Genomic DNA, 24,589 nt, shown 5'->3' on the forward strand with positions numbered 1-24,589 from the left:
GGGCCTCATCGGTTCGTTGTCTGGCGCAACAGCATGGTGCCACCGCGCTGGGTAAATTCAAGTTTGTTCAGTGCGCTCATGCCGAGCAACACCTGATCGCCATGCAGCCCCGGCGCCACCAGTGCGCGCACATCGCGCAGCACAATGTCACCCAGTTGCAGGCGTTCGATACGGGTGCGATAGCCCTGGCTCAGGCCATTGGCCGTGCTCAGGGTTACCCCAAAACCTTCCTCCAGCTTCAATCGTTTGGCCAGATCCGCCGGAATCGACACATCGGTCGCGCCGGTGTCGAGCATGAACTCCACTGGCTGGCCGTTGATCTGGCCGCTGGCGACGAAATGCCCCTGCACGTTGCTGACCAGTTTCACTTCTACGAAACCCGCGCCCTGCTCCGAGCTGACCACCACGTTCGGGTTTTGCTGACGCGCTTCCCACTGGCCGAAAAATCGCGTGGCCAGAAACAACCCAGCGCACCACGCCAAAATCATCAACACCCGACCGGCGCGCCGCCCCGGCGTTTGCTGACTCATGGCTTGGCGCTCCAGCCACCGTCCGGCGCGGCAAAGCGCCAGACAACCGGCCGTCCCTCGCCATCGGCGCGGTCACCATTGTTGTTATCGACACCGATCCAGGCGCCATCGGCCTCCACGATCAGCCCCTCTTCAAGTCCATAGTTCTGTGGGTAACGGCGTTCTTTGCGCAGTAACTCGGCGGCGTACGACCAGCAGCGCTCGACCTTGGCCGTCTGCGCATCACGGCGACAGATCTGGTAGGCATTGCGCTCAAGCGTGAACAGTTTGCCGTTGAACAGCGAAACATCGGCAAAATCCCGGGAAACCGCTCTGGCGTTGGGGAATTGCTCCGGCTGCATTTCCACACCGCCTTCACTCAACAGCACGCAGCCCCCATCGCAGTCCCAGACCGTTTGCTGACGCTTGATCAGCAACAAACCGCGGCGTTCGCGCTCGGCCGCCAGCCACAATTGATCACCGGCCGGATTGATCGCAATCCCTTCGAACAAGGCATTGAAGTTCAGTAACAGACCACTGGCCCGCGCTTCGCGCACCATCAGAGGCGAAATCTTCAACCAGGTTGCAGGCCCGACGAGCGGTATTTGCAGCACCGCGGCATGACCTTCGCTGACCACGTAGCGATTGCCCACGCTGTCGCACGTGATGCCCTCGAAATCCAGATCGCCGCCACGTATGAACGACGCCCCCCAGACGCGGGACTTCAGTCCCCACGGCAAACCGCTTTCAGGCACCGTCGGCACATCGATAGCCACGGCTTCGGCCTTCCAGACGCTCTCGCGAGTATCGAGACGGTAAATCTGATCGTCATCGCGATCGGACACCGTCCACAATTCATCGCCACAACGGGCCAGCCCCGAGAGGTTGCCGCCGCGCATGCCATCGACGACATGCCCGGACAACAGGCGCAACTCCGGTGCCGGCTCGGCAGACACCGTGTTCGAGGTCAGCAGCAATGCACAGGCCAGGGCAAAGCCCAGACGCATCAGCCCAGCACCTCGGCGAGGTTGCCCTTGGATTCGAGCCAGCTCTTGCGGTCGCCGGCGCGTTTCTTCGCCAGCAGCATGTCCATCATTTCCGAGGTCGCTTCGAAATCATCCAGCGTCAGTTGCACCAGGCGCCGGGTGTTTGGATCCATGGTGGTTTCACGCAGTTGCGGCGGGTTCATTTCACCCAGGCCTTTGAATCGGGTGACCTGCGGCTTGCCGCGTTTCTTCTCGGCCACCAGTCGGTCGAGGATGCCGTCGCGCTCGGCTTCGTCGAGGGCGTAATAGATCTCTTTGCCCAAGTCGATGCGGTACAGCGGCGGCATGGCGACGTAGACGTGACCGGCATCCACCAGCGCGCGGAAATGCTGGACGAACAACGCACACAGCAACGTGGCGATGTGCAGACCGTCGGAGTCGGCGTCGGCGAGGATGCAGATCTTGCCGTAGCGCAGCTGGCTGATGTCCGCCGCGCCCGGGTCGACACCGATGGCCACGGCGATGTTGTGCACTTCCTGGCTGGCCAGTACTTCGCTGCCGTCAACTTCCCAGGTGTTCAGGATCTTGCCGCGCAACGGCAGGATCGCCTGAAACTCTTTGTCCCGCGCCTGCTTGGCCGAACCGCCAGCGGAGTCACCTTCCACCAGGAACAGCTCGGAACGCATCGGGTCCTGCCCGGCGCAGTCAGCCAGTTTGCCCGGCAGCGCCGGCCCCTGGGTGATGCGCTTGCGCTCGACCTTCTTGCTGGCCTTCAGGCGACGGCCGGCGTTGTTGATCGCCAGTTCCGCCAGGAGCATCCCGGTTTCAGGGTTGGCGTTGAGCCACAGGCTGAACGCGTCCTTGACCACGCCGGAGACGAACGCCGCCGCTTCACGGGACGACAGGCGCTCTTTGGTCTGGCCGGAGAATTGCGGTTCCTGCATCTTCATCGACAGGACGAAGGCGATGCGCTCCCAGACGTCTTCCGGAGCCAGCTTCACGCCCCGCGGCAGCAGACTGCGGAACTCGCAGAATTCGCGCATGGCGTCGAGCAGGCCTTGGCGCAGGCCGTTGACGTGAGTACCGCCCTGGGCAGTCGGGATCAGGTTGACGTAACTTTCCTGCACCGCGTCGCCACCTTCCGGCAACCACAGCAGCGCCCAGTCCACGGCTTCCTTGTTACCTGCAAAAGCACCGCAGAACGGTTCGTCCGGCAGGCGCTCGAATTCGGTGACCGCGTCGACCAGATAGGAGCGCAGGCCGTCTTCGTAGTGCCATTCGACTTTCTCGCCGGTGGCCTTGTCTTCAAAACTGACCAGCAACCCCGGGCACAGAACGGCCTTGGCCTTGAGCACGTGCTTGAGGCGACTGATGGAGAATTTCGGTGAATCGAAGTATTTCGGGTCCGGCGCGAAGAACACGCTGGTCCCGGTGTTGCGCTTGCCGACGGTGCCGACGATTTCCAGCTCGGTGGCCTTGTAGCCATCGGCAAAGGTCATCTGGTATTCGTTGCCGTCACGCTTGACGCGTACCCGGACTTCGGTCGACAAGGCGTTGACCACCGAAATACCTACCCCGTGCAAACCGCCGGAGAACTGGTAGTTCTTGTTGGAAAACTTGCCGCCCGCGTGGAGTTTGGTGAGGATCAGCTCTACGCCCGAAACACCTTCTTCGGGGTGAATGTCCACCGGCATGCCGCGACCATCGTCGCTGACTTCCAGGGAGTGGTCGGCATGCAGAATGACCTGTACCGATTTGGCATGCCCGGCCAAGGCTTCGTCGACGCTGTTGTCGATGACTTCCTGGGCAAGGTGGTTCGGCCGACTGGTGTCGGTGTACATGCCGGGGCGTTTGCGCACCGGGTCGAGGCCCGAGAGGACTTCGATGGCGTCTGCGTTATAAGAGCTAGCGCTGGGAGTGGCCATGGGGTCTCGTCGTCAGTGTTCAGTGAAAAAGGAAATCTGCGAAAAAAGGCAATGAATCACAATGTGGTGAAATCAATGGCCTGATACAAATCTGCGCCGATACCGGCAAAGCTCAACATGGCCGGCAATTGCGCGGCAAAACCCTGGAAACTATGGTCGCCACCGGCCTGGATGCGCAAGGCGCAGGCCCGGTAATACTGCTGGGCGAGGCGATAGTCCAGCGTTTCGTCAGCGGTCTGCAACCATACCTGATAGCGCTGCGAGTCCTGGGGGGCCGGCACTTCCAGCTCGGCCAGGGCCGTCACGTGGTCGTGGGTCAGTTCCCAGGCTTCATCGGTATACAGGTTTTTCTGCGTCCCCAGATACCCGTCGAACAGTTTGTGCGGGCTGACGGCTGGGTTGATCAACAATGCCTTCAGGCCAAGGCGTTCGGCCAAGTGAGTCGCATAGTAGCCGCCGAGCGAGCTGCCGACCAGCAGCGGCCGACCCAGCTCGGCAATCGCTTGTTCCAGCTGGCCAATAGCCTCGCGGGGATGGTGATGCAAGGCCGGCACACGCAGATAATCGCTCAGACCCAGACGCTCCATCACAGAGATCAACTGGCAGGCCTTTTTCGACAATGGCGAGCTGTTGAAGCCGTGGATATAAAGGATCGAACCGGACATTTGAGCTCCCTGAGCGTCGGCTAAAGAAGCGGAGTTTACTGTAGGAGCTGTCGAGTGCAACGAGGCTGCGATCTTTTGATCTTGCATTTATAAAACGAAATCAAAAGATCGCAGCCTTCGGCAGCTCCTACGGCGGAATGGCGTTGTCAGTAGCCGTTGGAGCCGTAATCCACGGTAAATGCGAACCCGGTCACCCGTTCCACCCCGGTTTCCAGCCGCCCATCGGGTAGCAAACGCAGCCAGCGATAACCCGGCGCCTGCTCCCCGACTTTGAAATCCTCGCTCCGGGGTTCGAACTGAATGCAGGTCGACGGCGAGGCGATCAAGCGCACGCCGTTGCGCGACTGATCGATTTCCTGGTGCACATGCCCCCACAACACGGCTCGCACCTGCTCAAAACGATCCAGCACGGCAAACAGCGCGTCGGGATTGCGCAAGCCAATGGGTTCCATCCAGGCACAGCCGATGGACACCGGATGATGATGGAAACACACCAGATGATGGCGCTCGGGCGCTTCGCTCAACGAACGGGCCAGCAACTGCAACTGTTCATCCTGCAAATACCCCGGCACCGAGCCTGGCACCGCCGAATCGAGCAATGTAATGCGCCAGTTGCCGATATCCACCACCGGTTCGAGCAAAGCGCTCTGCACCGCCGCTTCGGCCATGATCAGCGGCTCATCGTGATTGCCGGGGATCCAGCGTGCCGGGGCATCGAGCTGGCGCGTCATGTCGCGAAACTGCTGGTAAGACTCCAGCGTACCGTCCTGGGACAGATCACCGCTGGCGATGATCAAATCGACTCGCGGCTGTTGCGTGCGCACCAGCTCAATGACCTTTTGCAGGCTGTCGCGGGTGTTCATGCCCAACAACGTCCCGTCCGCTTCGGCGAACAGATGACTGTCGGAGAGTTGCACCAGCAGCGCCGGATCGGCGGTGGTCAAGGTAGATACGCTCGGCAAGGTAATCTCCCAGGGCGTGATCACGGGAATGGATAGGTGGCGCAATTATGCTGGGGGACGATCGAAAGAGGAAATCTGTGAACCTGACGCAGTTCACAACTGCTGATCAGAGTTACCGTACCACTTCGTACTCATGCCCCAGCGCCAGGCAATGGCTCAGCCATTCGCCCAGAAACATATTCAGCTGGGCCTTTTCGTCCGGCTGATGCATCGAGGCGTTCGGGTAAGGATAGATGCCGCGAAAGCGTCGTGCATGTTCGGCGCTGACCACTTCGGCCATGCAGGCATCATGATAGACCTGCACTTCCAGTTGCGGCACCGGCAGCCACGGCAGACTGTGCTCCTGCCGCACTTGCAAGGTGGTGGTGTAGGGACAGACCTGCAGCACTTCCAGCGCCAGGACGCCAAGCATCTGGTCGCCATGGGTCACGGCGATGCGCCTGGCGGCCGGCTCGCTGCGCATGTCCGGCAGCAGTCGCATCAGGCGTGCATAGTTGGCCTCGCAGGACGCTTGCAGCCCTGCCAGGTCTACCCGATAGCGATCGCGCAGCTTGTTTACGACCATAACCCCCTCACTTCAACGCGGTTCAAAGCCAGCCATTGCAAGGCAATGATGGTGGCCGCGTTGGCAATACGTCCGTCGCGTACGGCTTGCAGAGCATCTTCGAAGGCCCAGACCGTGACGCGGATATCTTCTGCCTCTTCCTCCAGCCCATGCAGGCCGCCAACGCCGGTGGTGTCGCAACGCCCCAGGTATAGATGCACGAATTCGTTGCTGCCGCCCGGCGATGGAAAGTATTTGGTCATCGGCCAGAGCGCCCCGATTTCAAGCCCAGCTTCCTCCTGCGCTTCGCGGTGAGCAACTTCTTCCGGTTGTTCATCCTTGTCGATCAGACCAGCGACCAGTTCGATCAGCCAAGGGTTTTCGGTCTTGCCCAGGGCGCCGACGCGGAACTGCTCGATCAACACCACTTCGTCACGCTGTGGATCGTACGGCAGCATGCACACCGCATCGTGGCGTACGAACAATTCACGATTGATTTCCCGACTCATGCCCCCGGCGAACAATTCGTGGCGCAAGTGCACGCGGTCGAGTTTGTAGAAGCCCTCGAAGCACTTTTCGCGCCGAACGATCTCTACGGCGGTCGGAATGGCGGTGGTGAAATCGGTCATGACTATCCTCTTGCTGCAATCCTATACGAGGTTCCTTTTTTTCCTGGAGCCTCGACTTCGCGCCATCCTAACGCGCCCGTGACGTTTGATGCAGCCCCTTTACCGTCATCGGGATGGACGGTGAGGGCGAAACCCACTCTAATTAGCTTAGTGGCGAACTGACTGCTTCGTTTAGAGTCGAAGCGGTAACTTTTTGTCTTCCCTTGTTTCAGAAAGGACGTCCATGTCGCTTTTCAAAACTGCCTCCGTGGCCGCCATCGCCCTGACCCTGGGCGCCTGCCAGAGCCTGTTCCAACCCAACTACCGGGCGCCGCTGGAAACTACCCGCGACGCGTCGGAACAACTGCAACCGGGTTGCGCCAACGCGGATTGCCCGCTGGTCAACATCGACACCCTGCACTTTCCGGACGAGCCTGCGCTGGACGGCATCGTCGAAAAGCGCCTGTTGCAGATGACCCGCACCTCGCCCGACGCGCCGGTAGCACCGACGCTGGCGGCCTATCGCGAACAGTTTTTGCGCACCGCCGGTCCGCGCAACAGCATCTACCTGCAAGCGAAAGTACGTGAGCAGCATGACGGCTTGGTGATCATCGAATTGTCCAGCTACCTGGACACAGGCGGTGCCCATGGCACGCCGGGTCGCGGCTTCATCAACTATTCACGCCAGCAGCAGAAAGTGCTGACGCTGTCGGACATGCTGGTTCCGGGTCAGGAAGACGCGTTCTGGAAAGCGGCGCAGGTCGCGCACAACAGCTGGTTGATCAGCACCAAGCTCGATCAGGAACCGGAGTTCGTGAAGAGCTGGCCGTTCCAGAAAACCCAGAACGTGGCGCTGACCTATGGCGGGGTGATCCTCAAGTACGAAACCAGCAGCATCGCGCCTTACGCGCTGGGCCATGTCGAACTGAAGATCCCCTACCCTCGCCTCAACGGCATCATCAAGCCCGAGCTGTTTCCCGGCCGTAACTGAAGGCCCGGCCCAGCACGAGTTGCAGCAACCCTGCCAGGACCAACGCCGGCAGGGTTGCGCCGACGTCCGGATACAGGTTGGCCAGCAGATGATAGGTGCTGACCCCGCCCAGCCAGGCGAGCAGCGCCGGCCAGCGCAACGCGGCTGACGCCACCTGGCCGCTGCGTTTGCGCAGGATGAAGTGATCCACCAGCACCACGCCGAACAACGGCGCAAACACCGAACCGATCAACAGCAGGAAGTTCTGGTACTGGGCCAATGGCGCCAGCAAGGCGATCAAGGTGCAGATCACACCGATGACCAACGCCAGGTGCTCGACTTTCAAGCGCAACAGAATCCCGCTCGACACCGCCGCCGAATGAATATCGGCAAAGGCGTTTTCCGACTCATCCAGCAGAATCAGCAGCAACGGAATCCCCAGGCCGGCACCCGCCAGCGCCAACAGCAACGCATTGACTTCACCGCTCGGCGCAAACGCCAGGGTGTAGGCCACGCCCAGGCTCATCAGCCAGAAATTACCGATAAAGAAGCCGATGGCCGTGCCGCCGAAGACGTTTTTCGCCCGTTTGCCGAAACGCGAGTAGTCAGCAATCAATGGCAACCACGACAGCGGCATGGCAATCGCGATGTCGAAGCCCACGGCGAACGGCATCGAACCATCACCGGCCTGAGCCCACAACGTGGCCAGATCGGCCTTGGCGAACAGGTTCCAGGTCAGCCAGACACACGCGGCCAGCAGCAGCCAGATGCCCCATTTACGCAGGATCTGGCGCACGAACGTCAACGGACCGCTCACCGCCAGCAGCGTCGCCAGCGCACCGAAGAACAGCGCCCACATGATCGGACTGGACAGCCAGCTACCGTCGCTGAACGCCTTTGCACCCAGCAGGCTGGCCGCATCGCGCATGACGATGATTTCGAACGAGCCCCAACCGATCAGTTGCAGCAGGTTCAGCACCGCCGGCAGGCTCGCACCTTTGGTCCCGAGGCTGAGTTTGAGCGCCGCCATCGACGACAGGCCTGTGTCGCTGCCGATCACGCCAACCGCGGCCAACAGCAGAACGCCAACCAGCGTGCCGAGGAAAATTGCCAGCAACGAGCCGGACAGGCCAAGGCCCGGCGCGAGCAATGCGCCGGTCTGCAGGACCATCAGGCCGATGCCGAGGGAGAACCACAGGGAAAACAGATCGCGCCCGCCGAAGACGCGTTTGTCGCTCGGCACCGCGATATCGGGGGAGTAAGTGCTGGGTTGAATGCTCAAGGGTGTTATCTCAGAGGGACATTTGTTGTTGTGGTCTGCACAGTCCTGTAGGAGCTGGCTTGCCAGGATCAAAGGCGACGCGGTGCATCAGAGGCGCCGCAATCGCCAGCAAGCCGGCTCCTACAGTTGGCATCAAACTTTCTGGTAAAGCTGACTGCCTTCCTGCTTGAAGCGCTCGGCCTGTTCGGCCATGCCTTGGGCGACCTCCACGTCGACCGCTTCGATCCGCTGGTTGGCCGCGTATTCGCGGACTTCCTGGGTGATTTTCATCGAGCAGAATTTCGGCCCGCACATGGAACAGAAGTGCGCGACCTTGGCCGAATCCTTCGGCAGGGTTTCATCGTGATACGAACGGGCGGTGTCCGGATCGAGGCCCAGGTTGAACTGGTCTTCCCAACGGAATTCGAAACGCGCCTTGCTCAAGGCATTGTCGCGGATTTGCGCGCCCGGATGCCCCTTCGCCAGATCGGCGGCGTGGGCGGCAATCTTGTAGGTGATGATGCCGGTCTTCACGTCATCCTTGTTCGGCAGGCCCAAGTGTTCCTTCGGCGTGACGTAGCAAAGCATGGCGCAACCGAACCAGCCGATCATCGCCGCACCAATGCCGGAGGTGATGTGGTCGTAGCCCGGCGCGATGTCGGTGGTCAGCGGGCCGAGGGTGTAGAACGGCGCCTCGTCACAGCATTCCAGCTGCTTGTCCATGTTCTCTTTGATCAACTGCATCGGCACGTGGCCAGGGCCTTCGATCATGCACTGCACGTCATGCTTCCACGCAATCTTGGTCAGCTCGCCGAGGGTTTCCAGCTCGCCGAACTGCGCTTCGTCGTTGGCGTCGGCAATCGAGCCCGGACGCAGGCCATCGCCCAGCGAGAAGCTGACGTCGTAGGCCTTCATGATTTCGCAGATGTCTTCGAAATGGGTATAGAGGAAGTTCTCTTTGTGGTGCGCCAGGCACCACTTGGCCATGATCGAACCGCCACGGGAGACGATGCCGGTCACACGCTTGGCGGTCATCGGCACGTAGCGCAACAGCACGCCGGCGTGGATGGTGAAGTAGTCGACGCCCTGCTCGGCCTGCTCGATCAGCGTGTCGCGGAACAGTTCCCAGGTCAGGTCTTCGGCCGCACCGCCGACTTTTTCCAGGGCCTGGTAGATCGGCACGGTACCGATCGGCACCGGCGAGTTACGGATGATCCACTCGCGGGTTTCGTGGATGTGTTTGCCGGTGGACAGGTCCATGACCGTGTCCGAACCCCAGCGAATGCCCCAGGTCAGTTTCGCCACTTCTTCTTCAATGGACGAACCCAGAGCGCTGTTGCCGATGTTGCCGTTGATCTTCACCAGGAAGTTACGGCCGATGATCATCGGTTCCAGTTCGGTGTGGTTGATGTTGGCCGGAATGATCGCGCGGCCACGGGCGATTTCGTCACGGACAAATTCAGGGGTAATGATTTTCGGCACGCTGGCACCGAAGCTGTGGCCGGCATGTTGCTGGTCCAGCAGGCCGGCAGCGCGGGCCACTTCCAGCTTCATGTTTTCGCGGATGGCGACGTATTCCATCTCGGCGGTGATGATGCCCTGGCGCGCGTAGTGCATCTGGCTGACGTTGGCACCCGGCTTGGCGCGGCGCGGGTTGTTGACGTGGGCGAAGCGCAGCTTGGTCAGCTCGGCATCGGCGAGGCGTTCCTGGCCGAAGTTCGAGCTCAGACCGCTCAGGCGCTCGGTGTCGCCGCGGGACTCGATCCATGGCGAACGCACGTCGGCCAGGCCTTTGCGCACGTCGATGATGACATTGGGATCGGTGTACGGGCCCGAGGTGTCGTACACCACGACCGGCGCATTGACCTCGCCGCCGAAGTCGGTCGGCGTCACATCAAGGCTGATTTCGCGCATCGGCACGAGGATGTCCGGGCGAGAGCCCTGAACATAGATTTTTTGCGAGCGGGTAAACGGCTGCACCGATTGCTGATCGACCTTGGCCGAGTCACTCAGGTTGGTGGCGATTTTTGCTTTTGTAGTCATCACGGGCTCTCCAGACACACATCCAGGCAGTGGATTTTTGTCGGAGCGAACCTGTAAACGAATGGACGCACGGGCGCTGGAGATACCAGCTGTGCTGTGCTCAGTGCTCGAGGGGTGTTCGATTGTCGAACAACATCCCGGACGAAGCACAAGAGGACTCGCCGGGTGACGAGAAATCTTGTTCCCTACGCAGGCGCTAACCTGATCAGGTTCAACGGGATCCGAAATTATTCGATCTCAGCCTCATAGCAAGGCACCCCGACAAGAACCCGGCCAGTCTAGACACAACCGGCAAAGAACGCCAACCCCGTTGCAAATACCATGATGAATGGCGCAATAACACGCCGAACCAGGATTGTTGCCGCCCTCATGCGCAACTACACTCGCTACGCCAAGCTGCGCATTGACGCGGTGCGAACCGCGCCTTAGCCTTGGCGTTCAAATTACCCGTGTAATATTTAATCTAGGGATCGTCTATGCTGCGCAAACTCTCACTGGCCCTTGCCGTGTCTTGTGCGTCCAACGGAATGGTCTGGGCAGCAGAAGCGCCCTTATCGACCAAGACGGACCTGGTCAGCGTTTATCAGGAAGCGGTGGACAACAACGCCGACCTCGCCGCTGCCATCGCTCAATATGGCGCGCAAAAGGAAATCGTCCCGCAGGCCCGCGCCGGGCTGCTGCCCAACCTTTCGGGCGGCGCCAATGTTTCCAGTGTGCGAACGGCGCTCGATCAGCCTTCGTCCACGGCCAACCGCAACGCTCATTCCTACCAGGCCACCCTGGCGCAGCCACTGTTCCGCGCTGATCGCTGGTTCCAGTTCCAGGCCGCCAAGGATGTAAATGAACAGGCTGCCCTGCAACTCTCGGCGACCCAGCAAAACCTGATCCTGCAATCCGCCGACAGCTATTTCAACGTGCTGCGCAGCCAGGACAACCTGGCCTCGAACAAGGCCGAAGAAGCCGCGTTCAAACGCCAGCTCGATCAGTCCAAGGAACGCTTTGACGTCGGCCTGTCGGACAAGACCGACGTGCTGAACTCGCAAGCCAGCTACGACACCGCACGCGCCAACCGGATCGTCGCGCAGCGTCAGGTGGATGATGCTTTCGAAGCCCTGGTCACCCTGACCAACCGTCAGTACAAATCGATTCAGGGTATCAGCCATAACCTGCCGATCCTGCCACCGGCGCCAAATGACGCCAAAGCCTGGGTCGAAACCGCAGCTCGCCAGAACCTGAACCTGCTGGCCAGCAACTACGCCGTCAGTGCCGCCGAACAAACCATCAAGCAACGCAAGTCCGGCCACGCGCCTACCCTCGACGCCATCGCGCAGTACGAGAAAGGCGACAACGATGCGCTGGGCTTCAGCAACCCGGTCCCCTTGGGCCAACCCTACGGCGGCAACGTCGAGCAAACGACCGTGGGCCTGCAACTGAACATCCCGATCTACAGCGGTGGACTGGTCAACTCCCAGGTCCGTCAGTCGTATGCGCAACTGGACCAGACCGAACAACAACGCGAATCCCTGCGCCGAAGCATCGTGGAAAACACCCGCGACCTGCACCGCGCGGTGAATACCGACGTCGAGCAGGTACAGGCGCGCAAGCAATCGATCATTTCCAACCAGAGCGCGGTGGAAGCGACCGAAATCGGTTATCAGGTGGGTACACGAAACATCGTCGACGTGCTGGATGCACAGCGTCAGCTCTACACGTCGGTACGCGACTACAACAACACCCGCTACGACTACATCCTCGACAACCTGCGCCTCAAGCAACAGGCCGGCACGTTGAACCCAGGGGATCTGCAAGACCTGGCACGCTGGCTCAATCCCAACTACAACCCGGACAAGGATTTCCTGCCACCGGATCTGGCCAAGGCGGCAGAAGAGCAGTTGAAAGCGCGACCTGGCCAGTAAAAGTCATTCCTGTGGCGAGGGGGCTTGCCCCCGTTGGGTCGCGAAGCGGCCCCAAAATCTGCAATAGCATTTTTCTGCGGCACCGCAGCCGCAGGAATTACGACTGCTTCGCAGCCGAACGGGGGCAAGCCCCCTCGCCACAAAGGATCACCATCAGGCTCAAGATCTGTCGATCAACCGCCCCAACCCATCCAGCAAACGCTGCAACGCGCCCTGGTTGGTGCGCATCACTTTCAATCCCGCCTCAGCCATCCGCTGTGCATCCCGCGGCAACTCAAACAGACGCTGTACCGCCAGTGCCAGGCCTTCTGCATCCTCCACTTCCTGCAACGCCCCGGCGCTGCGCAATTGCGCGGCGATTTCCAGGAAGTTGAACAGATGCGGCCCGCTCAACACCGGTTTGGCCAATGCCGCCGGCTCCAGCAGGTTATGCCCGCCGTTGGGCACCAGGCTGCCGCCGACGAACGCACTGTCGGCCAGCGCATAGAGAAACAGCAACTCGCCCATGGTGTCGCCCAACAACACCGACGTGCCTGCGTCGACCGCGTCCCCCGAGGAACGACGGACCGTGGCGAACCCTTGCTGCTGACACAACGCGTACACCGAATTGAAGCGTTCCGGATGACGCGGCACCAGAATCAGCAAGGCATCGGGATGATTGGCCAACAACTGGCGATGGGCCGCCAGCACCACTTCATCTTCACCTTCGTGCGTGCTGGCGGCGATCCACACCGGACGCTCCAGGGCTTGCCATTGCCCACGCAACTCGCCGGCACGCTGAAGCAGTTGCGGATCGATGGTCAGGTCGAACTTGATCGAGCCCGTGACGTCGACGGTTTCGGGCCGGGCACCCAGGTCACGGAAGCGTTGTGCTTCGGCTTCGGTCTGCACCGCGAACAGGCTCATTTCGGCGAGCATCGGCTGGGTCAATTTGTGGAAACGACCGTAGCCCTTGGCGGATCGCTCGGACAGCCGCGCATTGGCCAGCGCCACCGGAATCCCGCGTTTGGCACATTGATGGATATGGTTGGGCCACAGTTCGGTTTCCATGATCACCGCCAGTGTTGGCTGGACCCGATCAAGGAAACGCCGGGCAGCGCACGGCAAGTCGTAGGGTAAATAGCAGTGCTGGATGCGCGGCTCATTGGCGAACAACGCCTGGATGCGTTCCGACCCGGTCGGGGTCATGCAAGTCACGGTGATCGGCAACGCCGGATAGCGTGCCAACAACGCGCGGATCATCGGCGCCGCGGCGATGCTTTCGCCCACCGACACCGCGTGCACCCAAATGCCGCCCGGCTTCATCGCCGGCAGGCCATACGAGAAACGCTCGCCGATGCGCTGGGCATACGCCGGCGCCTTGCGCGCCCGCAACCACAGCCGAAACGCTACCAATGGCAGCCCCAGATAAAACAGTGCGGTATAGAGAGTTCTATTCATGGCGCCGGAGTTTATCGGCTTTTCTCGCCGATCGCCTGCAAGTGCACGGCAAAACGTTCGGCGAGCCAGCGAGCGGCCGGCCCCAGCGGTTCGTCCCGGCGCCAGACCAGCTCAACGACCAGGGCTGGCGGCGTCCATTCGCTGGCCAGTTCGACCATCTGGTTCTGATAGGTCGGGTACTGCACCACGTGGCGCGGCAGCCAGGCCCAGCCGAGCCCGCGCACCAACCATTCAGCCATCACATAAAAACTGTCGGCACGCCAGACTTGCGGGCTGGCCGGTTCACTGCCCGGATAAACGCTGGACTGGGTCGACATCAACAACTGTCGGTGCTGCGCCAACTGCTGGCAGTCGATTCGCCCTTGCTTCGCCAGCGGATGATCAACACCGCACACGGTGACCATCTCCACGCTGCCGAGCACGCGACGTTCCAGGGCTTCGGGAATCTGGTCGTGGTAGAACAACAAACCGAGATCGGCGCGACGCTCCACCAGTTTGCGCGCGACATCGCCTTGAGCGGCGCTGGTCAATTGCACTTCAAGGCTGGGAAACTTTTCCGCCAGAGCCTCGAAGCTCTCAATGATCGGCTGATAAGGCATCGCCTCATCCTGGGCCAGGCGCAGGCGCGCTTCCTGACCGCGCATCATCGCCAGTGCCCGGCCATTGAGGCGTTCGCACTGGCGCAGCACTTCCCGTGCTTCCTCCAATAATCCAGCGCCGGCTTCGGTGAGCTTCGGCTGACGGCCACTGCTACGATCAAACAGGCTGACGCCGAGGTCTTCCTCCAGCAACGCAATCGCGCTGCTGACTGCCGACTGCGCCTTGCGCTGATCCCGCGCCACGGCGGAAAACGAACGTTGTTCCGCGACGCTGACGAACAACCGCAGCTGTTCCAGATTCCATTGCATGTTCATGGACCGACCCATCTCTATAGCAGATAGGTAATGACTTTACCGCATCTGGAGAATCACTAGAATGCCGAGCTCAGAAAGCAACACTTCACACGAGGATTGACCCATGACCGCTTACTACTACCTGGCCATAGCCATCTGCGCCGAAGTGATTGCCACTGTTTCGATGAAAGCCGTCAAAGGCTTCAGCACGCCATTACCACTGCTGCTGGTGATCGTCGGCTACGGCATTGCGTTCTGGATGCTCACGCTGGTGGTGCGCAGCGTGCCGGTGGGCGTGGCATACGCGGTGTGGGCCGGCATGGGCATCGTGATGGTCAGCGTCGCGGCGCTGTTTATCTACGGGCAGAAACTGGATGTGCCGGCGATGCTGGGGATGGCGTTGATTGTGCTGGGCGTCGTCGTCATTCAACTCTTCTCCAAAACTGCCGGACACTGACACGCTCTAGGAGCCGGCTTGCTGGCGATAGCGGTGCATCCGGCACACCGCGTTGGCCGGATCGCCAGCAAGCCGGCTCCTACAGGCTCACCTGCATCCTGAAGATGCCTTGTATACTGCGCCCTCGTCTTGAACACTGAGGTCGCCGAATGCCAACCGTTATTTCCACCGACGTTCTGATTGTCGGCGCTGGTGTCGCCGGCCTCTGGCTTAATGCACGCCTGCGCCGCGAAGGCTTTTCGACCGTGCTGGTGGAGAACTCCAGCCTCGGCGGCGGGCAGAGCGTGAAGTCCCAAGGCATCATCCACGGTGGCGCCAAGTACGCCTTGCATGGCGCGCTGACCGGCGCTTCGGAAGCCATTGCCGACATGCCGCGTCGCTGGCGCGAAGCCCTGGCCGGTGACGGTGAACTGGACCTGTCCGGCGTGCGCCTGTTGTCCGAAGCCCACTACCTCTGGTCCCCCGGCACCCTCGCCGGCAACCTCACCAGTTTCTTTGCCAGCAAAGCCGTGCGCGGTCGCGTCGATCAGGTCAAGGGCGACCAATTGCCGCCCGCCCTGCAAGACAAGCGCTTCAAGGGCAAGGTCTATCGCTTGGCGGAACTGGTGATCGACGTGCCGAGCCTGATCCAGCGCCTGGCCGATCTGGCCGGTGACGGCCTGCTCGCCGGGCAGACGATCGAACCGCTGCTGGATGGCGGCGTGCTGGTCGGCCTGAAAGTGGATGACCGCGAAATCCGCGCCCAGCGCATCGTCCTGAGCGCCGGCGCTGGTACGGCGGCACTGCTTGAAGCGCTGGGGTTGAGCCGGCCGGCCATGCAGCGTCGGCCGTTGCACATGATCATCGCCAAAGGTCCGAGCCTCAAACCGCTGTATGCCCACTGCCTGGGTGGCGGCACCAAACCACGCATCACCGTGACCACGCACCCGGCAGCGGATGGCCAATGGGTCTGGTACCTCGGAGGCGACATCGCCGAAGCCGAGGGTGTGGCCCGAGAGCCTGCCGAACAAATCGCCACGGCACAGAAAGAAATCGGCCAGTTGCTGCCATGGATCGACTTGAGCACGGTGCAATGGGCGACTTTGCGCGTGGATCGCGCCGAACCGCTGCAATCGGGCCTTGTCCGACCCGACAACGCATTCGTCGCCGAAGAGGGGCGTTTGCTGGTCGGCTGGCCAACCAAGCTGGCCCTGGCGCCAGACTTCGCTGACCGCGTGATGACCAGCCTGACCCGCGATGGCATCCAGCCAAGCCACCCGGAACCGCTGCCTGAGCTGCCAAAGCCGCCGATGAGCGTCCCGGCGTGGGAGCAACTGCTGCCATGAGCCAACCGACATTGCACGACCTGCATCGCCCGCTGGGCAGCACCGGCCTGCGGGTGTCGCCGCTGGGCTTGGGCACGGTGAAACTGGGTCGGGATCAAGGGGTGAAGTACCCCAATGGCTTCCAGATCCCCGACGACGATGAAGCACGTATGCTGCTCAAACTCGCACGCGACCTGGGCATCAACCTGATCGACACCGCCCCGGCCTATGGTCGCAGTGAAGAACGCCTGGGCCCGTTGCTGCGCGGCCAGCGTCAGGATTGGGTAATTGTCAGCAAGGTCGGTGAAGAATTTGCCGACGGTCAGTCCCGCCACGATTTCAGCGCCGCTCACACACGCCTGTCGGTGGAACGCAGCCTGCAACGCCTGGAAACGGATTTCATCGATCTGGTGCTGGTGCATTCCGACGGCAACGACCTGGCAATTCTCAATGATTGCGAGGCCTACCAGACCCTCGCCGAACTCAAGGCCGAAGGCAAAATTCGTGGTTTTGGTTTTTCCGGCAAAACCGTCGAAGGTGGCTTGAAGGCTCTGGAACAAGGTGACTGCGCGATGGTCACCTACAATCTGAACGAACAAAACGAGAAGGCCGTGATTGACTATGCTGCTGCACACGGCAAAGCCATTCTGGTCAAGAAAGCCTTGGCCAGCGGTCATGTCTGCCTGAGTCCGGGTGTGGATCCGGTGCGCGCCAGTTTCGAGCTGTTGTTTGATCATCCGGGTGTGGCCAGTGCTATTGTCGGGACCATCAATCCGCTGCACCTCGCCCACAACGTCGCGACCGTTGCCCAGGTCCTACGTAGCAACTGATGCCGCCCCACGCGGCCTTAAGCAGGAGCCGACATGCCGCGCACGCTCATAAGAAAGAACCCGAGCAACTTCAAGACCCTGCCGTTATTCGTCGAAGCGACCCCCGAAGGCCTGACTTACCAAAGCGTCGGGAGGCCGCTGAACTTCTCCCAGACCCTGCAACGGCGCCGCCCCGTGACGGTTGGCGACAGCGAAAAGTTTGCCCTGGAACTGGCCAACCTCGGGGTTTCGGTGCGTCTGACGCTGCATTGGCAGAATCGCGACTATTGGGTGCTGGTTCGCCAGCGTCGGCAGGACCGCGGCGACGTGGTCCTCAAGTTGATCTCCGGCTATGTACCGGCCCATGAGCTGAACCTGCCGTTGCACACGGCGATTCAGGAAGTTGCCGAGGAATGCCTGCTGGAAACCCCTGAAGGCTGGCTCGGTGGTCGTTTCAATGAAACGTGGTTGCCGGCGCCCTACTCCGCCGCCCTGCATTACCGCGAAGCCTTGCCGTTTCGCCTGACGCCGCTGTCCGGTTCCGCGCGGCCGGTGCGTTGCGCCAATCTGATGTTGATCGAGCGACCGCGGGCCTACGTGCATTTGCCGACAGCATCGTTGCAACTGATTTACGACTTGCGCCTGGATGTCCCCAAGGAAGCCAAATCCTTGAGCCTGTTTCACGTCGACGAAAGGCTGGAAGGCGATCAACTCGTCGCCCGCCTCGATCGCAAACGCCCTGACCTGTACCTGATGCCCTTGAAGGACGGTCACCCCACGGCCGAGCTCTTCACCCTGAAAAAAGATCAGCTGTACCCGGCCAGCACGCGCGGACTTTACCTGGCCGAAAGTTTTGCCCGGCAGGAAGGCTGGCTGGTTCACGATGAGCGAATTCGCTGGAAGGATTGGGTGAGTCAGCAAGGTCTGACCCCGCCGAGGAAGGATTCTGGTCTGGCGCGGTTACGCGGCAAGGCCAAATTGCTGCTGAAAAAAATCGTGCCGCGTAAAAAAGTCAGTTCCTGAAAGCAAACTGCTGCAGCTCCGACGGGTGTACGCACAACCTCGTAGGAGCTGGCGTGCCAGCGAAGGATTCAAGGACGCCGCGTTTTCTCAGCAGATACGCGTCATCGTTAACGACCATCGCTGGCAAGCCAGCTCCTACATAGATTGCGTCACTCGGACTTGCGGATCTTCTCGACAATCGCCGTGGTCGAGCTGTTTTCCACCAGCCCCAGCACCTTCACGGTGCCACCGTAAGCGGTGACGATGTCTGCACCGACCACTTGGTCGATCCCGTAATCGCCACCCTTGACCAGTACATCCGGCTTGACCGCGCTCAGCAGGTTTTCCGGGGTGCCCTCCGAGAAACTGATCACCCAGTCCACAGCACCCAGCCCTGCCAGCACAGCCATGCGCCGGTCGACGCTGTTGATCGGACGACCCGGCCCTTTCAGGCGGCTGACCGACGCATCGTCGTTGATCGCAACAATCAGGCGATCGCCTTGCGCTCGCGCCTGCTCAAGGTAGGTCACGTGGCCGGCATGCAGGATGTCGAAGCAACCATTGGTGAAGACGATCCGCTCGTTATGCGCGCGAGCATCGTCAACGGCCAGCAGCAGTTGTTCAAGCCCCAGCACACCGCGTTCGGAACCTTCCTCACGCTGAATCGCGCGACGCAGTTCTGGCGCACTGATGGCCGCCGTACCCAGTTTGCCGACCACGATGCCCGCCGCCAGATTGGCCAGGGCCACCGCGTGGGGCAGCTCTTCACCCGCAGCAATCGCGGCCGCCAGGGTGGAAATCACCGTATCACCGGCACCGGTCACGTCGAACACCTCACGGGCCCGGGCGGGCAGGTGCAGTGCCGGGTGATCGGGACGCAGCAGGGTCATGCCGTGCTCGCCACGGGTCACCAGCAAGGCACCCAGATCCAGGTCGTGCATCAACTGCGCGCCCTTGTTCACCAGCTCATGCTCATCGGCGCAACCACCGACGATGGTTTCGAATTCGCTGAGGTTCGGCGTTATCAGGCTCGCGCCACGGTAGATCGAAAAATCCTTGCCCTTGGGATCGGCCAGGACCGGAATGCCACGGGCACGCGCGGCCTGGATCAACGCCTGATGGTTTTTCAACGCGCCTTTGCCGTAGTCGGACAGGACCAGCACCTTGATGCCTTCGAGCAACTCATCGACCTGCGCCGCCAATGCCAGGGCATCGGTGGCGAACGGTTCTTCGAAATCGATACGCAGCAGTTGCTGGTGACGACTCATGACCCGCAGCTTGACGATGGTCGGCTGGTGCGCGATGCGCTGGAATATGGCCCGCACACCTGCGCCGTTGAGGCTATTGACCAGGCTGTTGGCAGCTTCATCGTCGCCGGTCACACCGACCAGCGAGGCTGGCGCGCCGAGCGCGGCAATGTTCAAGGCAACGTTGGCGGCACCGCCCGGGCGGTCCTCGATGTGATCGACCTTGACCACCGGCACCGGTGCCTCAGGAGAAATCCGTGAGGTACCACCATGCCAGTAACGGTCGAGCATGACATCGCCGACCACCAAGACAGGGGCTTGATCGAATCGCGGCATGGACAACTTCATGGAGCAACCCACATACAAAATGAACAGGGGCGCGATATTAACACAGGGTTGGCATCGGCTTGTGCGACGGCTGCAACGGGATGATTTGCCGGGCTTTATTGGTCGTTTTTTGAGCAAAGAACAAGCCAAAAAGCGACGTCAGGGTGAGCCCGGCTCACCCTGACGCTATCGGGGTCAGGCGATGTCTTCGGCCGGCGTGTCGAGGCCCATCGCATGCAGGCGCGAGTAATAGCCGTTTTGGGCCAGCAACTGCGTGTGAGTGCCTCGCTCGACGATCTGGCCCTGATCCATCACCAGGATCAGGTCAGCCTTCTCGATGGTCGACAAGCGGTGAGCGATCACCAGCGTGGTACGACCCTTCATGACCTGGTCCAACGCCGCCTGAATGTGGCGCTCGGATTCGGTGTCGAGTGCCGACGTCGCTTCGTCGAGGATCAGCAACGGCGCATTTTTCAACAGCGCCCGGGCGATCGCCAGACGCTGACGCTGGCCTCCAGACAGCAGCACGCCATTTTCACCGACCTGGGTGTCCAGGCCTTGGGGCATCTGCGAAATGAAGTCCATGGCGAACGCATCCGTGGCGGCCTTTTCGATGTCGGCACGAGGGGCGCCGGCCAGGTCACCGTAAGCGATGTTGTTGGCAATGGTGTCGTTGAACAGGGTGACATGCTGCGTGACTTGCGCCACATGCCGACGCAGATTGCGCAGGCGATAGTCCTCGATCTCAACATCATCGAGCAGGATTTCCCCGGACTCGTGATGGTAAAAACGTGGAATCAGGCTGGCGAGGGTCGACTTGCCGCTGCCGGAACGCCCGACCAACGCGACCATCTGTCCCGGTGCCGCCGAGAAGTTGATGTTCTTCAACACTTCACGCTCGGTCCCCGGGTACGTGAAGCTGAGGTTGCGTACCAGCAGGTGGCCGCTGACGCGATCACGTTCAACCGTGCCGTTGTCAATTTCCGGTTCAACGTCCAGTTGCTCGAAAATGCTCTCGGCCCCGGCAACGCCCTTCTGAATGGTCGAACTGACCTCCGAGAGCTGGCGGATCGGCTTGGGCAACAGACCGGCGGCAGTGATATAGGCCACCAGATCACCGGCGGTAGCATCACCGCGCAGGAACAGCACCAGGAACATCAGCACGGCCATGGCGGAGTAAATCACCAATTGCAGCATCGGCGTATAGACCGCCCCGGTCTTGGTCATGCGCAATTGCTTGTCGGTATTGCCCTGGCTGGCGGCGGCAAAGCGTTGCTGCTCGTAGCTTTCACCACCGAAGCTGCGCACTACGCGATAGCCTTGAATGGTCTCGGACGCCACATGAGTCACGTCACCCATGGCCACCTGGATTTTCTTGCTCTGCTTGCGAAATTTCTTGCTGGTACTGCTCACCATGACCGCGATCAACGGCAGGATCGCCAGCATCACCAAGGTCAGCTTCCAGTTCATCCACAGCAGATAACCAAACAGGAAGACCACCGTCAGGCCTTCACGAATGACCACTTTAATGGCATCGGTAGCGGCACCGGTCACCATGGTCACGTTGAAGGTGATACGCGAAATCAGGTGTCCGGAATTATGGGTATCGAAATAACGATTTGGCAGGACCAACAAGTTGTTGAACAACTCGACGCGCAGGTCATGGACCAAGCCCAACGAAACCCTCGCCAGGTAGTAGTTACCCAGAAATGACCCGAGACCTTGCCACGCGGCGATCAGAATGATCAGCAAGGGTACGGCCATCAGCAGCTGCAAATCCTGCAGATAGGGAACCGTTGGGAAAAGCACTGCTTCAGGGTTGCTCAGACCATCGACGAAGTATTTGAGAATCCCCGCCAGCATCGGCTGCGTCGACGCAAAAATCACAAAGCCGACGATACTGATCGAAAACATGCCCCAGTACGGGCGCACATACGACAGCAGGCGCAGGTAAATTTTCAAGCTCGACGGCGCAGGCGAATCAGGGCTGGTCATGTGAACCCGTTGTGTGAGAAAAGAGCCCGCGATTGTAACACAGGCCACTTTAGTCGCTGAGCTGCGGTAACATGGCCGGCTATCCATGCCTCATGGCGTCGTCCCGGAGTATAGATGCAAGCCCTTGATTACAGTCGATACCTTGCCCTGCGCGAGGGAGCGCAAGTCCTTGAAGCCGATGGTTCGGGGGATAAGGTTTTGCGGCTGACAGACGGCTCGATTCTCAAGCTGTTTCGTCGCAAGCGCCTGCTGACGTCAGCGGCCTGGTATCCGTATGCAAAACGCTTTGCCGATAATTGCATTGCGCTACGTGAGCGACAGATTCCCTGCCCGTCGATCCGTCAGGTCTACCGCATTGCGAGTATCGAACGTGATGCCGTGCATTACGATCCGCTGCCGGGCCAGACCTTGCGCCAGCTGCTCGACACCCAAAATGACGCAGATCCGTTACGCGGCAAGCTAGGGACCTTCATGGCCACCTTGCATGAACGCGGGATCTATTTCCGGTCAGCGCATCTGGGCAACATCGTGCTCACGCCTGAACATCAGTTGGGCCTGATCGACATTGCCGACCTGCAAGTTTATCGCCGTCCGTTGCGTAAGGGACTGCGATTGCGCAATTTCAAGCATATGGTGCGCTACCCCCAGGATCGGCAATGGTTGCTCGACAGACAGGGGGAGATCTTCATGCAACATTATGCCCAGACCCAAAGCACCTGCTCCCCGGAAGAGCTGAGCAGCGCCCTGCAAAAATAACCTGCCCCCTTCGCCCCCAACGAGGAGGCGAAGGTCAGCGTCATGCCGCCCCGTTACGCTGCGCCTGCAATCCTCGCCCGAGGATCATTGCTGCAGGCAACAACACCAATGGCCACAACTCGTCAGGGTTTCCGATCAGCAAACTGCCATCGAAATTCAGCATGACCAGCGCACACACCAGAAACATTCCCCAGGCGTCACGCAGACGCCAGGCCTGCCAAAGCGTGGCGGTCATCAGCCCGAGAAACAGCACCAGCGCCACCGCGCCGCTGTACAAACCCAACGCCACATAAATGTTGTGCGGATGCTGAATCGGCATCCAGCCGCCCAGTAACTGGCTGGTGTGGAAGGTGACACCGCAGCCAAGCATCCAGCCGCAGTTCCGCCACTCGCCTACCATGATGTGAAAGAGCTCAATGCGATAGGAATCGCCGCGAGTCCACAGCGACTGGTACCAGGCTTCTTGGTGCACTATCAGAAACAGCACACCGATCACCGCCAAGCTGATCGCAAGCGCACAGCCAACCTGCCGCGGCTTGCGGTAAAGACCGTAAAGCAGCCATACGCCCAACAGGAACGCCACCCCAACCAACGCCGTACGCGTCTGCAATACAAAGGTCACTGCGAAGATCGATAAAACAACCGCCAATGCACTCTCGATCCATCGATGCGTCCTGACCCAGTAAGGCACTGCCAGCGCCAGCGCACACAGTAGCCAGATACTGGCGTAGATCACATTCTCCAGGCGTGCCGGCAGCAACGCGACCCGAGACCCGAACGGGTACTCGCCAGTGATCCAGCTATAGAACGCGCAACTGAAGATGTACAACGCCAGGAGCCAGAACTGTCCACGGACAAACGTCGGGCTACGAAAAAACTGTGGATCACTGAAGGCACCGACCACCATGACGAACATCATCACGTAGAAGATGTGCTTGAAAAACTGAATGTGCCCGGCAATAGTCGCCGGCACCAGAAACCATAGCGTAAAAGCCAGCCACCCCAGTGCGAGCGGCTGCCTGAACAAACCTGCACCTCGTTCCTTGATCAGGAACACCAGCCCCGGCACTACGATCAGGCCGTAGAACAGATTGTTGGTCCACTTCGAAGACCAGCCCGCTATGTAACTCCCCAGAAACAGACAGAGCGCTATTCCGAAATACTTCGTCATGGTGAGCTTTTGCAGCTTTACACCGTTAAACCCCATGAAGCACCCAACCTGCTATCAGGCCGAAAACAAGGACCGCGACCAGTTTGAATCGATCGAGGCGCTTGCGTCGCAATTTGTTCACGCGTTCCTCTGGAACTTCCACGTGCCCGCCGAAGCCGGTGTGCAACACCGCGTCGTTTTCCAGGATCAGCGCATAGCGATTTTGCGCGGCATACAGGCGCGACAGGTCTTTTTCTCCGGAAAACGCGGAATACGGTGCATGGAGCAGATAGTCTGCACGCCGCCGCAACCCAGGGTTAAAGGAAAAGCCCTGCCAGTCCACCTTGTGTGAACCCAATACGTAAAAAGGAATGCCTTGGCTGATCTTGCGCTCGTTCAGGAACACGTAAGGGCTGTGAACCATGAGGTCATGATTGAAGCTGCGCAGCCAAACCTGTAGCGCCTGCGGATCTTCCTCCAGCAGGCACTGGGATTCTTCGATAAACCCTTCGCGATAGAAATCCCAGTCATCTTCACAATGGAAAATCCAGGACGTCTGCACTTGGGCATAAGCGGCATCAATCGACTTCAACTGACCCAGACGCGGATTGTTGATGAAAAACTGGGTATGCGCCCTCCAATGTTCCGGAATACAAGCTTCGACGGCACTGTCACCAGAGTCCTCGGTAATGAAGACCTTACGGATGGGGGCCGTGTTGTACCGGTCGAAGGTTTCGAGGGTTCGCTTCAACAGGTCGAAGCGGCCGCAACTGGTGATAACAACCGAAATATCGCTAGTCTCGCTGAACAGCATGTGTTT

At 60.3% G+C, this 24,589-nt stretch carries 22 protein-coding genes and 1 riboswitch; of the genes, 7 read left to right on the forward strand and 15 right to left on the reverse strand.

Annotated elements, in window-relative coordinates; all coding sequences use genetic code 11:
• Window positions 1-5: 5 nt before the first annotated feature.
• The 7 genes from CKW19_RS02290 to CKW19_RS02320 form a co-directional block, all read right to left on the reverse strand.
• On the reverse strand, window positions 6-530 hold the full coding sequence (locus CKW19_RS02290; protein ID WP_095056389.1) for a TIGR02281 family clan AA aspartic protease: 525 nt from the start codon (window positions 528-530) through the stop codon (window positions 6-8).
• Window positions 527-1,516 (reverse strand): esterase-like activity of phytase family protein, encoded by a 990-nt coding sequence (locus CKW19_RS02295; protein ID WP_095056390.1) that lies wholly within the window; start codon window positions 1,514-1,516, stop codon window positions 527-529. The genes CKW19_RS02290 and CKW19_RS02295 overlap by 4 nt, the downstream gene beginning before the upstream one ends.
• Entirely contained in the window at window positions 1,516-3,420 is a 1,905-nt protein-coding gene (gene parE, locus CKW19_RS02300) for a DNA topoisomerase IV subunit B (protein ID WP_095056391.1), read from the reverse strand. The genes CKW19_RS02295 and parE overlap by 1 nt, the downstream gene beginning before the upstream one ends.
• Window positions 3,421-3,476: 56 nt before the next feature.
• On the reverse strand, window positions 3,477-4,085 hold the full coding sequence (locus CKW19_RS02305) for a YqiA/YcfP family alpha/beta fold hydrolase (protein ID WP_095056392.1): 609 nt from the start codon (window positions 4,083-4,085) through the stop codon (window positions 3,477-3,479).
• A 146-nt stretch (window positions 4,086-4,231) separates the two neighbouring features.
• Complete coding sequence (gene cpdA / locus CKW19_RS02310) at window positions 4,232-5,047, reverse strand: 3',5'-cyclic-AMP phosphodiesterase (RefSeq protein WP_095056393.1); 816 nt, start codon at window positions 5,045-5,047, stop codon at window positions 4,232-4,234.
• Window positions 5,048-5,159: 112 nt separating this feature from the next.
• On the reverse strand, window positions 5,160-5,612 hold the full coding sequence (locus CKW19_RS02315) for a DUF1249 domain-containing protein (RefSeq protein WP_045061863.1): 453 nt from the start codon (window positions 5,610-5,612) through the stop codon (window positions 5,160-5,162).
• Entirely contained in the window at window positions 5,603-6,220 is a 618-nt protein-coding gene (locus CKW19_RS02320; RefSeq protein ID WP_095056394.1) for an NUDIX domain-containing protein, read from the reverse strand. The genes CKW19_RS02315 and CKW19_RS02320 overlap by 10 nt, the downstream gene beginning before the upstream one ends.
• Window positions 6,221-6,443: 223 nt before the next feature.
• Here CKW19_RS02320 and CKW19_RS02325 point away from each other — a divergent pair, with 223 nt between their 5' ends.
• Window positions 6,444-7,190, forward strand: coding sequence for an RsiV family protein (locus tag CKW19_RS02325; protein WP_095056395.1), 747 nt, complete (start codon window positions 6,444-6,446; stop codon window positions 7,188-7,190).
• Here CKW19_RS02325 and cytX read toward each other — a convergent pair.
• Window positions 7,159-8,451, reverse strand: coding sequence for a putative hydroxymethylpyrimidine transporter CytX (cytX, locus tag CKW19_RS02330; RefSeq protein ID WP_095056396.1), 1,293 nt, complete (start codon window positions 8,449-8,451; stop codon window positions 7,159-7,161). The genes CKW19_RS02325 and cytX overlap by 32 nt on opposite strands.
• Window positions 8,452-8,583: 132 nt before the next feature.
• Window positions 8,584-10,473, reverse strand: a complete 1,890-nt coding sequence (gene thiC, locus CKW19_RS02335) for a phosphomethylpyrimidine synthase ThiC (protein ID WP_095056397.1) — start codon at window positions 10,471-10,473, stop codon at window positions 8,584-8,586.
• A gap of 165 nt (window positions 10,474-10,638) precedes the next feature.
• A riboswitch (TPP riboswitch) is annotated at window positions 10,639-10,744 on the reverse strand.
• Window positions 10,745-10,949: 205 nt separating this feature from the next.
• Between thiC and CKW19_RS02340 the strand changes: the two genes are divergently transcribed.
• Window positions 10,950-12,389 carry a TolC family outer membrane protein gene (locus tag CKW19_RS02340; protein WP_095056398.1) on the forward strand — a complete coding sequence of 480 codons (1,440 nt, stop codon included), beginning with the start codon at window positions 10,950-10,952 and terminating at the stop codon, window positions 12,387-12,389.
• A 159-nt stretch (window positions 12,390-12,548) separates the two neighbouring features.
• Here the strand turns inward: CKW19_RS02340 and waaA are convergent, their stop codons facing one another.
• Both waaA and CKW19_RS02350 read right to left on the reverse strand, forming a co-directional pair.
• Entirely contained in the window at window positions 12,549-13,829 is a 1,281-nt protein-coding gene (gene waaA, locus CKW19_RS02345; protein WP_095056399.1) for a lipid IV(A) 3-deoxy-D-manno-octulosonic acid transferase, read from the reverse strand.
• Between the two features lie 11 nt (window positions 13,830-13,840).
• The gene (locus CKW19_RS02350; RefSeq protein WP_177408766.1) at window positions 13,841-14,743 is read right to left on the reverse strand and encodes a LysR family transcriptional regulator; all 903 of its coding nucleotides are present in this window, start codon (window positions 14,741-14,743) and stop codon (window positions 13,841-13,843) included.
• Between the two features lie 103 nt (window positions 14,744-14,846).
• Here CKW19_RS02350 and CKW19_RS02355 point away from each other — a divergent pair, with 103 nt between their 5' ends.
• The 4 genes from CKW19_RS02355 to CKW19_RS02370 all read left to right on the forward strand — a co-directional run bounded on the left by CKW19_RS02355 (window position 14,847) and on the right by CKW19_RS02370 (window position 18,315).
• Window positions 14,847-15,179 carry a multidrug efflux SMR transporter gene (locus CKW19_RS02355; protein WP_008004867.1) on the forward strand — a complete coding sequence of 111 codons (333 nt, stop codon included), beginning with the start codon at window positions 14,847-14,849 and terminating at the stop codon, window positions 15,177-15,179.
• Between the two features lie 149 nt (window positions 15,180-15,328).
• On the forward strand, window positions 15,329-16,504 hold the full coding sequence (locus CKW19_RS02360; RefSeq protein WP_095056400.1) for an FAD-binding oxidoreductase: 1,176 nt from the start codon (window positions 15,329-15,331) through the stop codon (window positions 16,502-16,504).
• A complete protein-coding gene (locus tag CKW19_RS02365; RefSeq protein ID WP_095056401.1) occupies window positions 16,501-17,313 on the forward strand; it encodes an aldo/keto reductase in 813 nt (270 codons plus the stop codon). The genes CKW19_RS02360 and CKW19_RS02365 overlap by 4 nt, the downstream gene beginning before the upstream one ends.
• 33 nt (window positions 17,314-17,346) lie before the next feature.
• Window positions 17,347-18,315 (forward strand): metal ABC transporter ATPase, encoded by a 969-nt coding sequence (locus CKW19_RS02370; protein WP_095056402.1) that lies wholly within the window; start codon window positions 17,347-17,349, stop codon window positions 18,313-18,315.
• Window positions 18,316-18,464: 149 nt separating this feature from the next.
• Here the strand turns inward: CKW19_RS02370 and hldE are convergent, their stop codons facing one another.
• Complete coding sequence (hldE, locus tag CKW19_RS02375; protein WP_095056403.1) at window positions 18,465-19,889, reverse strand: bifunctional D-glycero-beta-D-manno-heptose-7-phosphate kinase/D-glycero-beta-D-manno-heptose 1-phosphate adenylyltransferase HldE; 1,425 nt, start codon at window positions 19,887-19,889, stop codon at window positions 18,465-18,467.
• 174 nt (window positions 19,890-20,063) lie between these two features.
• Complete coding sequence (gene msbA / locus CKW19_RS02380; protein WP_177408767.1) at window positions 20,064-21,863, reverse strand: lipid A export permease/ATP-binding protein MsbA; 1,800 nt, start codon at window positions 21,861-21,863, stop codon at window positions 20,064-20,066.
• Window positions 21,864-21,977: 114 nt separating this feature from the next.
• Here msbA and CKW19_RS02385 point away from each other — a divergent pair, with 114 nt between their 5' ends.
• The gene (locus tag CKW19_RS02385; protein WP_095056405.1) at window positions 21,978-22,619 is read left to right on the forward strand and encodes a toluene tolerance protein; all 642 of its coding nucleotides are present in this window, start codon (window positions 21,978-21,980) and stop codon (window positions 22,617-22,619) included.
• Window positions 22,620-22,659: 40 nt separating this feature from the next.
• On the opposite strand, the gene CKW19_RS02390 is transcribed toward CKW19_RS02385, so the two are convergent.
• Both CKW19_RS02390 and CKW19_RS02395 read right to left on the reverse strand, forming a co-directional pair.
• On the reverse strand, window positions 22,660-23,826 hold the full coding sequence (locus CKW19_RS02390) for a hypothetical protein (protein ID WP_095056406.1): 1,167 nt from the start codon (window positions 23,824-23,826) through the stop codon (window positions 22,660-22,662).
• Window positions 23,816-24,583, reverse strand: a complete 768-nt coding sequence (locus CKW19_RS02395; RefSeq protein WP_095056407.1) for a glycosyltransferase family A protein — start codon at window positions 24,581-24,583, stop codon at window positions 23,816-23,818. Before CKW19_RS02395 ends, CKW19_RS02390 begins: the two co-directional genes overlap by 11 nt.
• Between the last annotated feature and the right edge of the window lie 6 nt (window positions 24,584-24,589).

The organism is Pseudomonas sp. Irchel s3f7 (assembly GCF_900187615.1).
Classification (GTDB): Bacteria; Pseudomonadota; Gammaproteobacteria; order Pseudomonadales; family Pseudomonadaceae; genus Aquipseudomonas.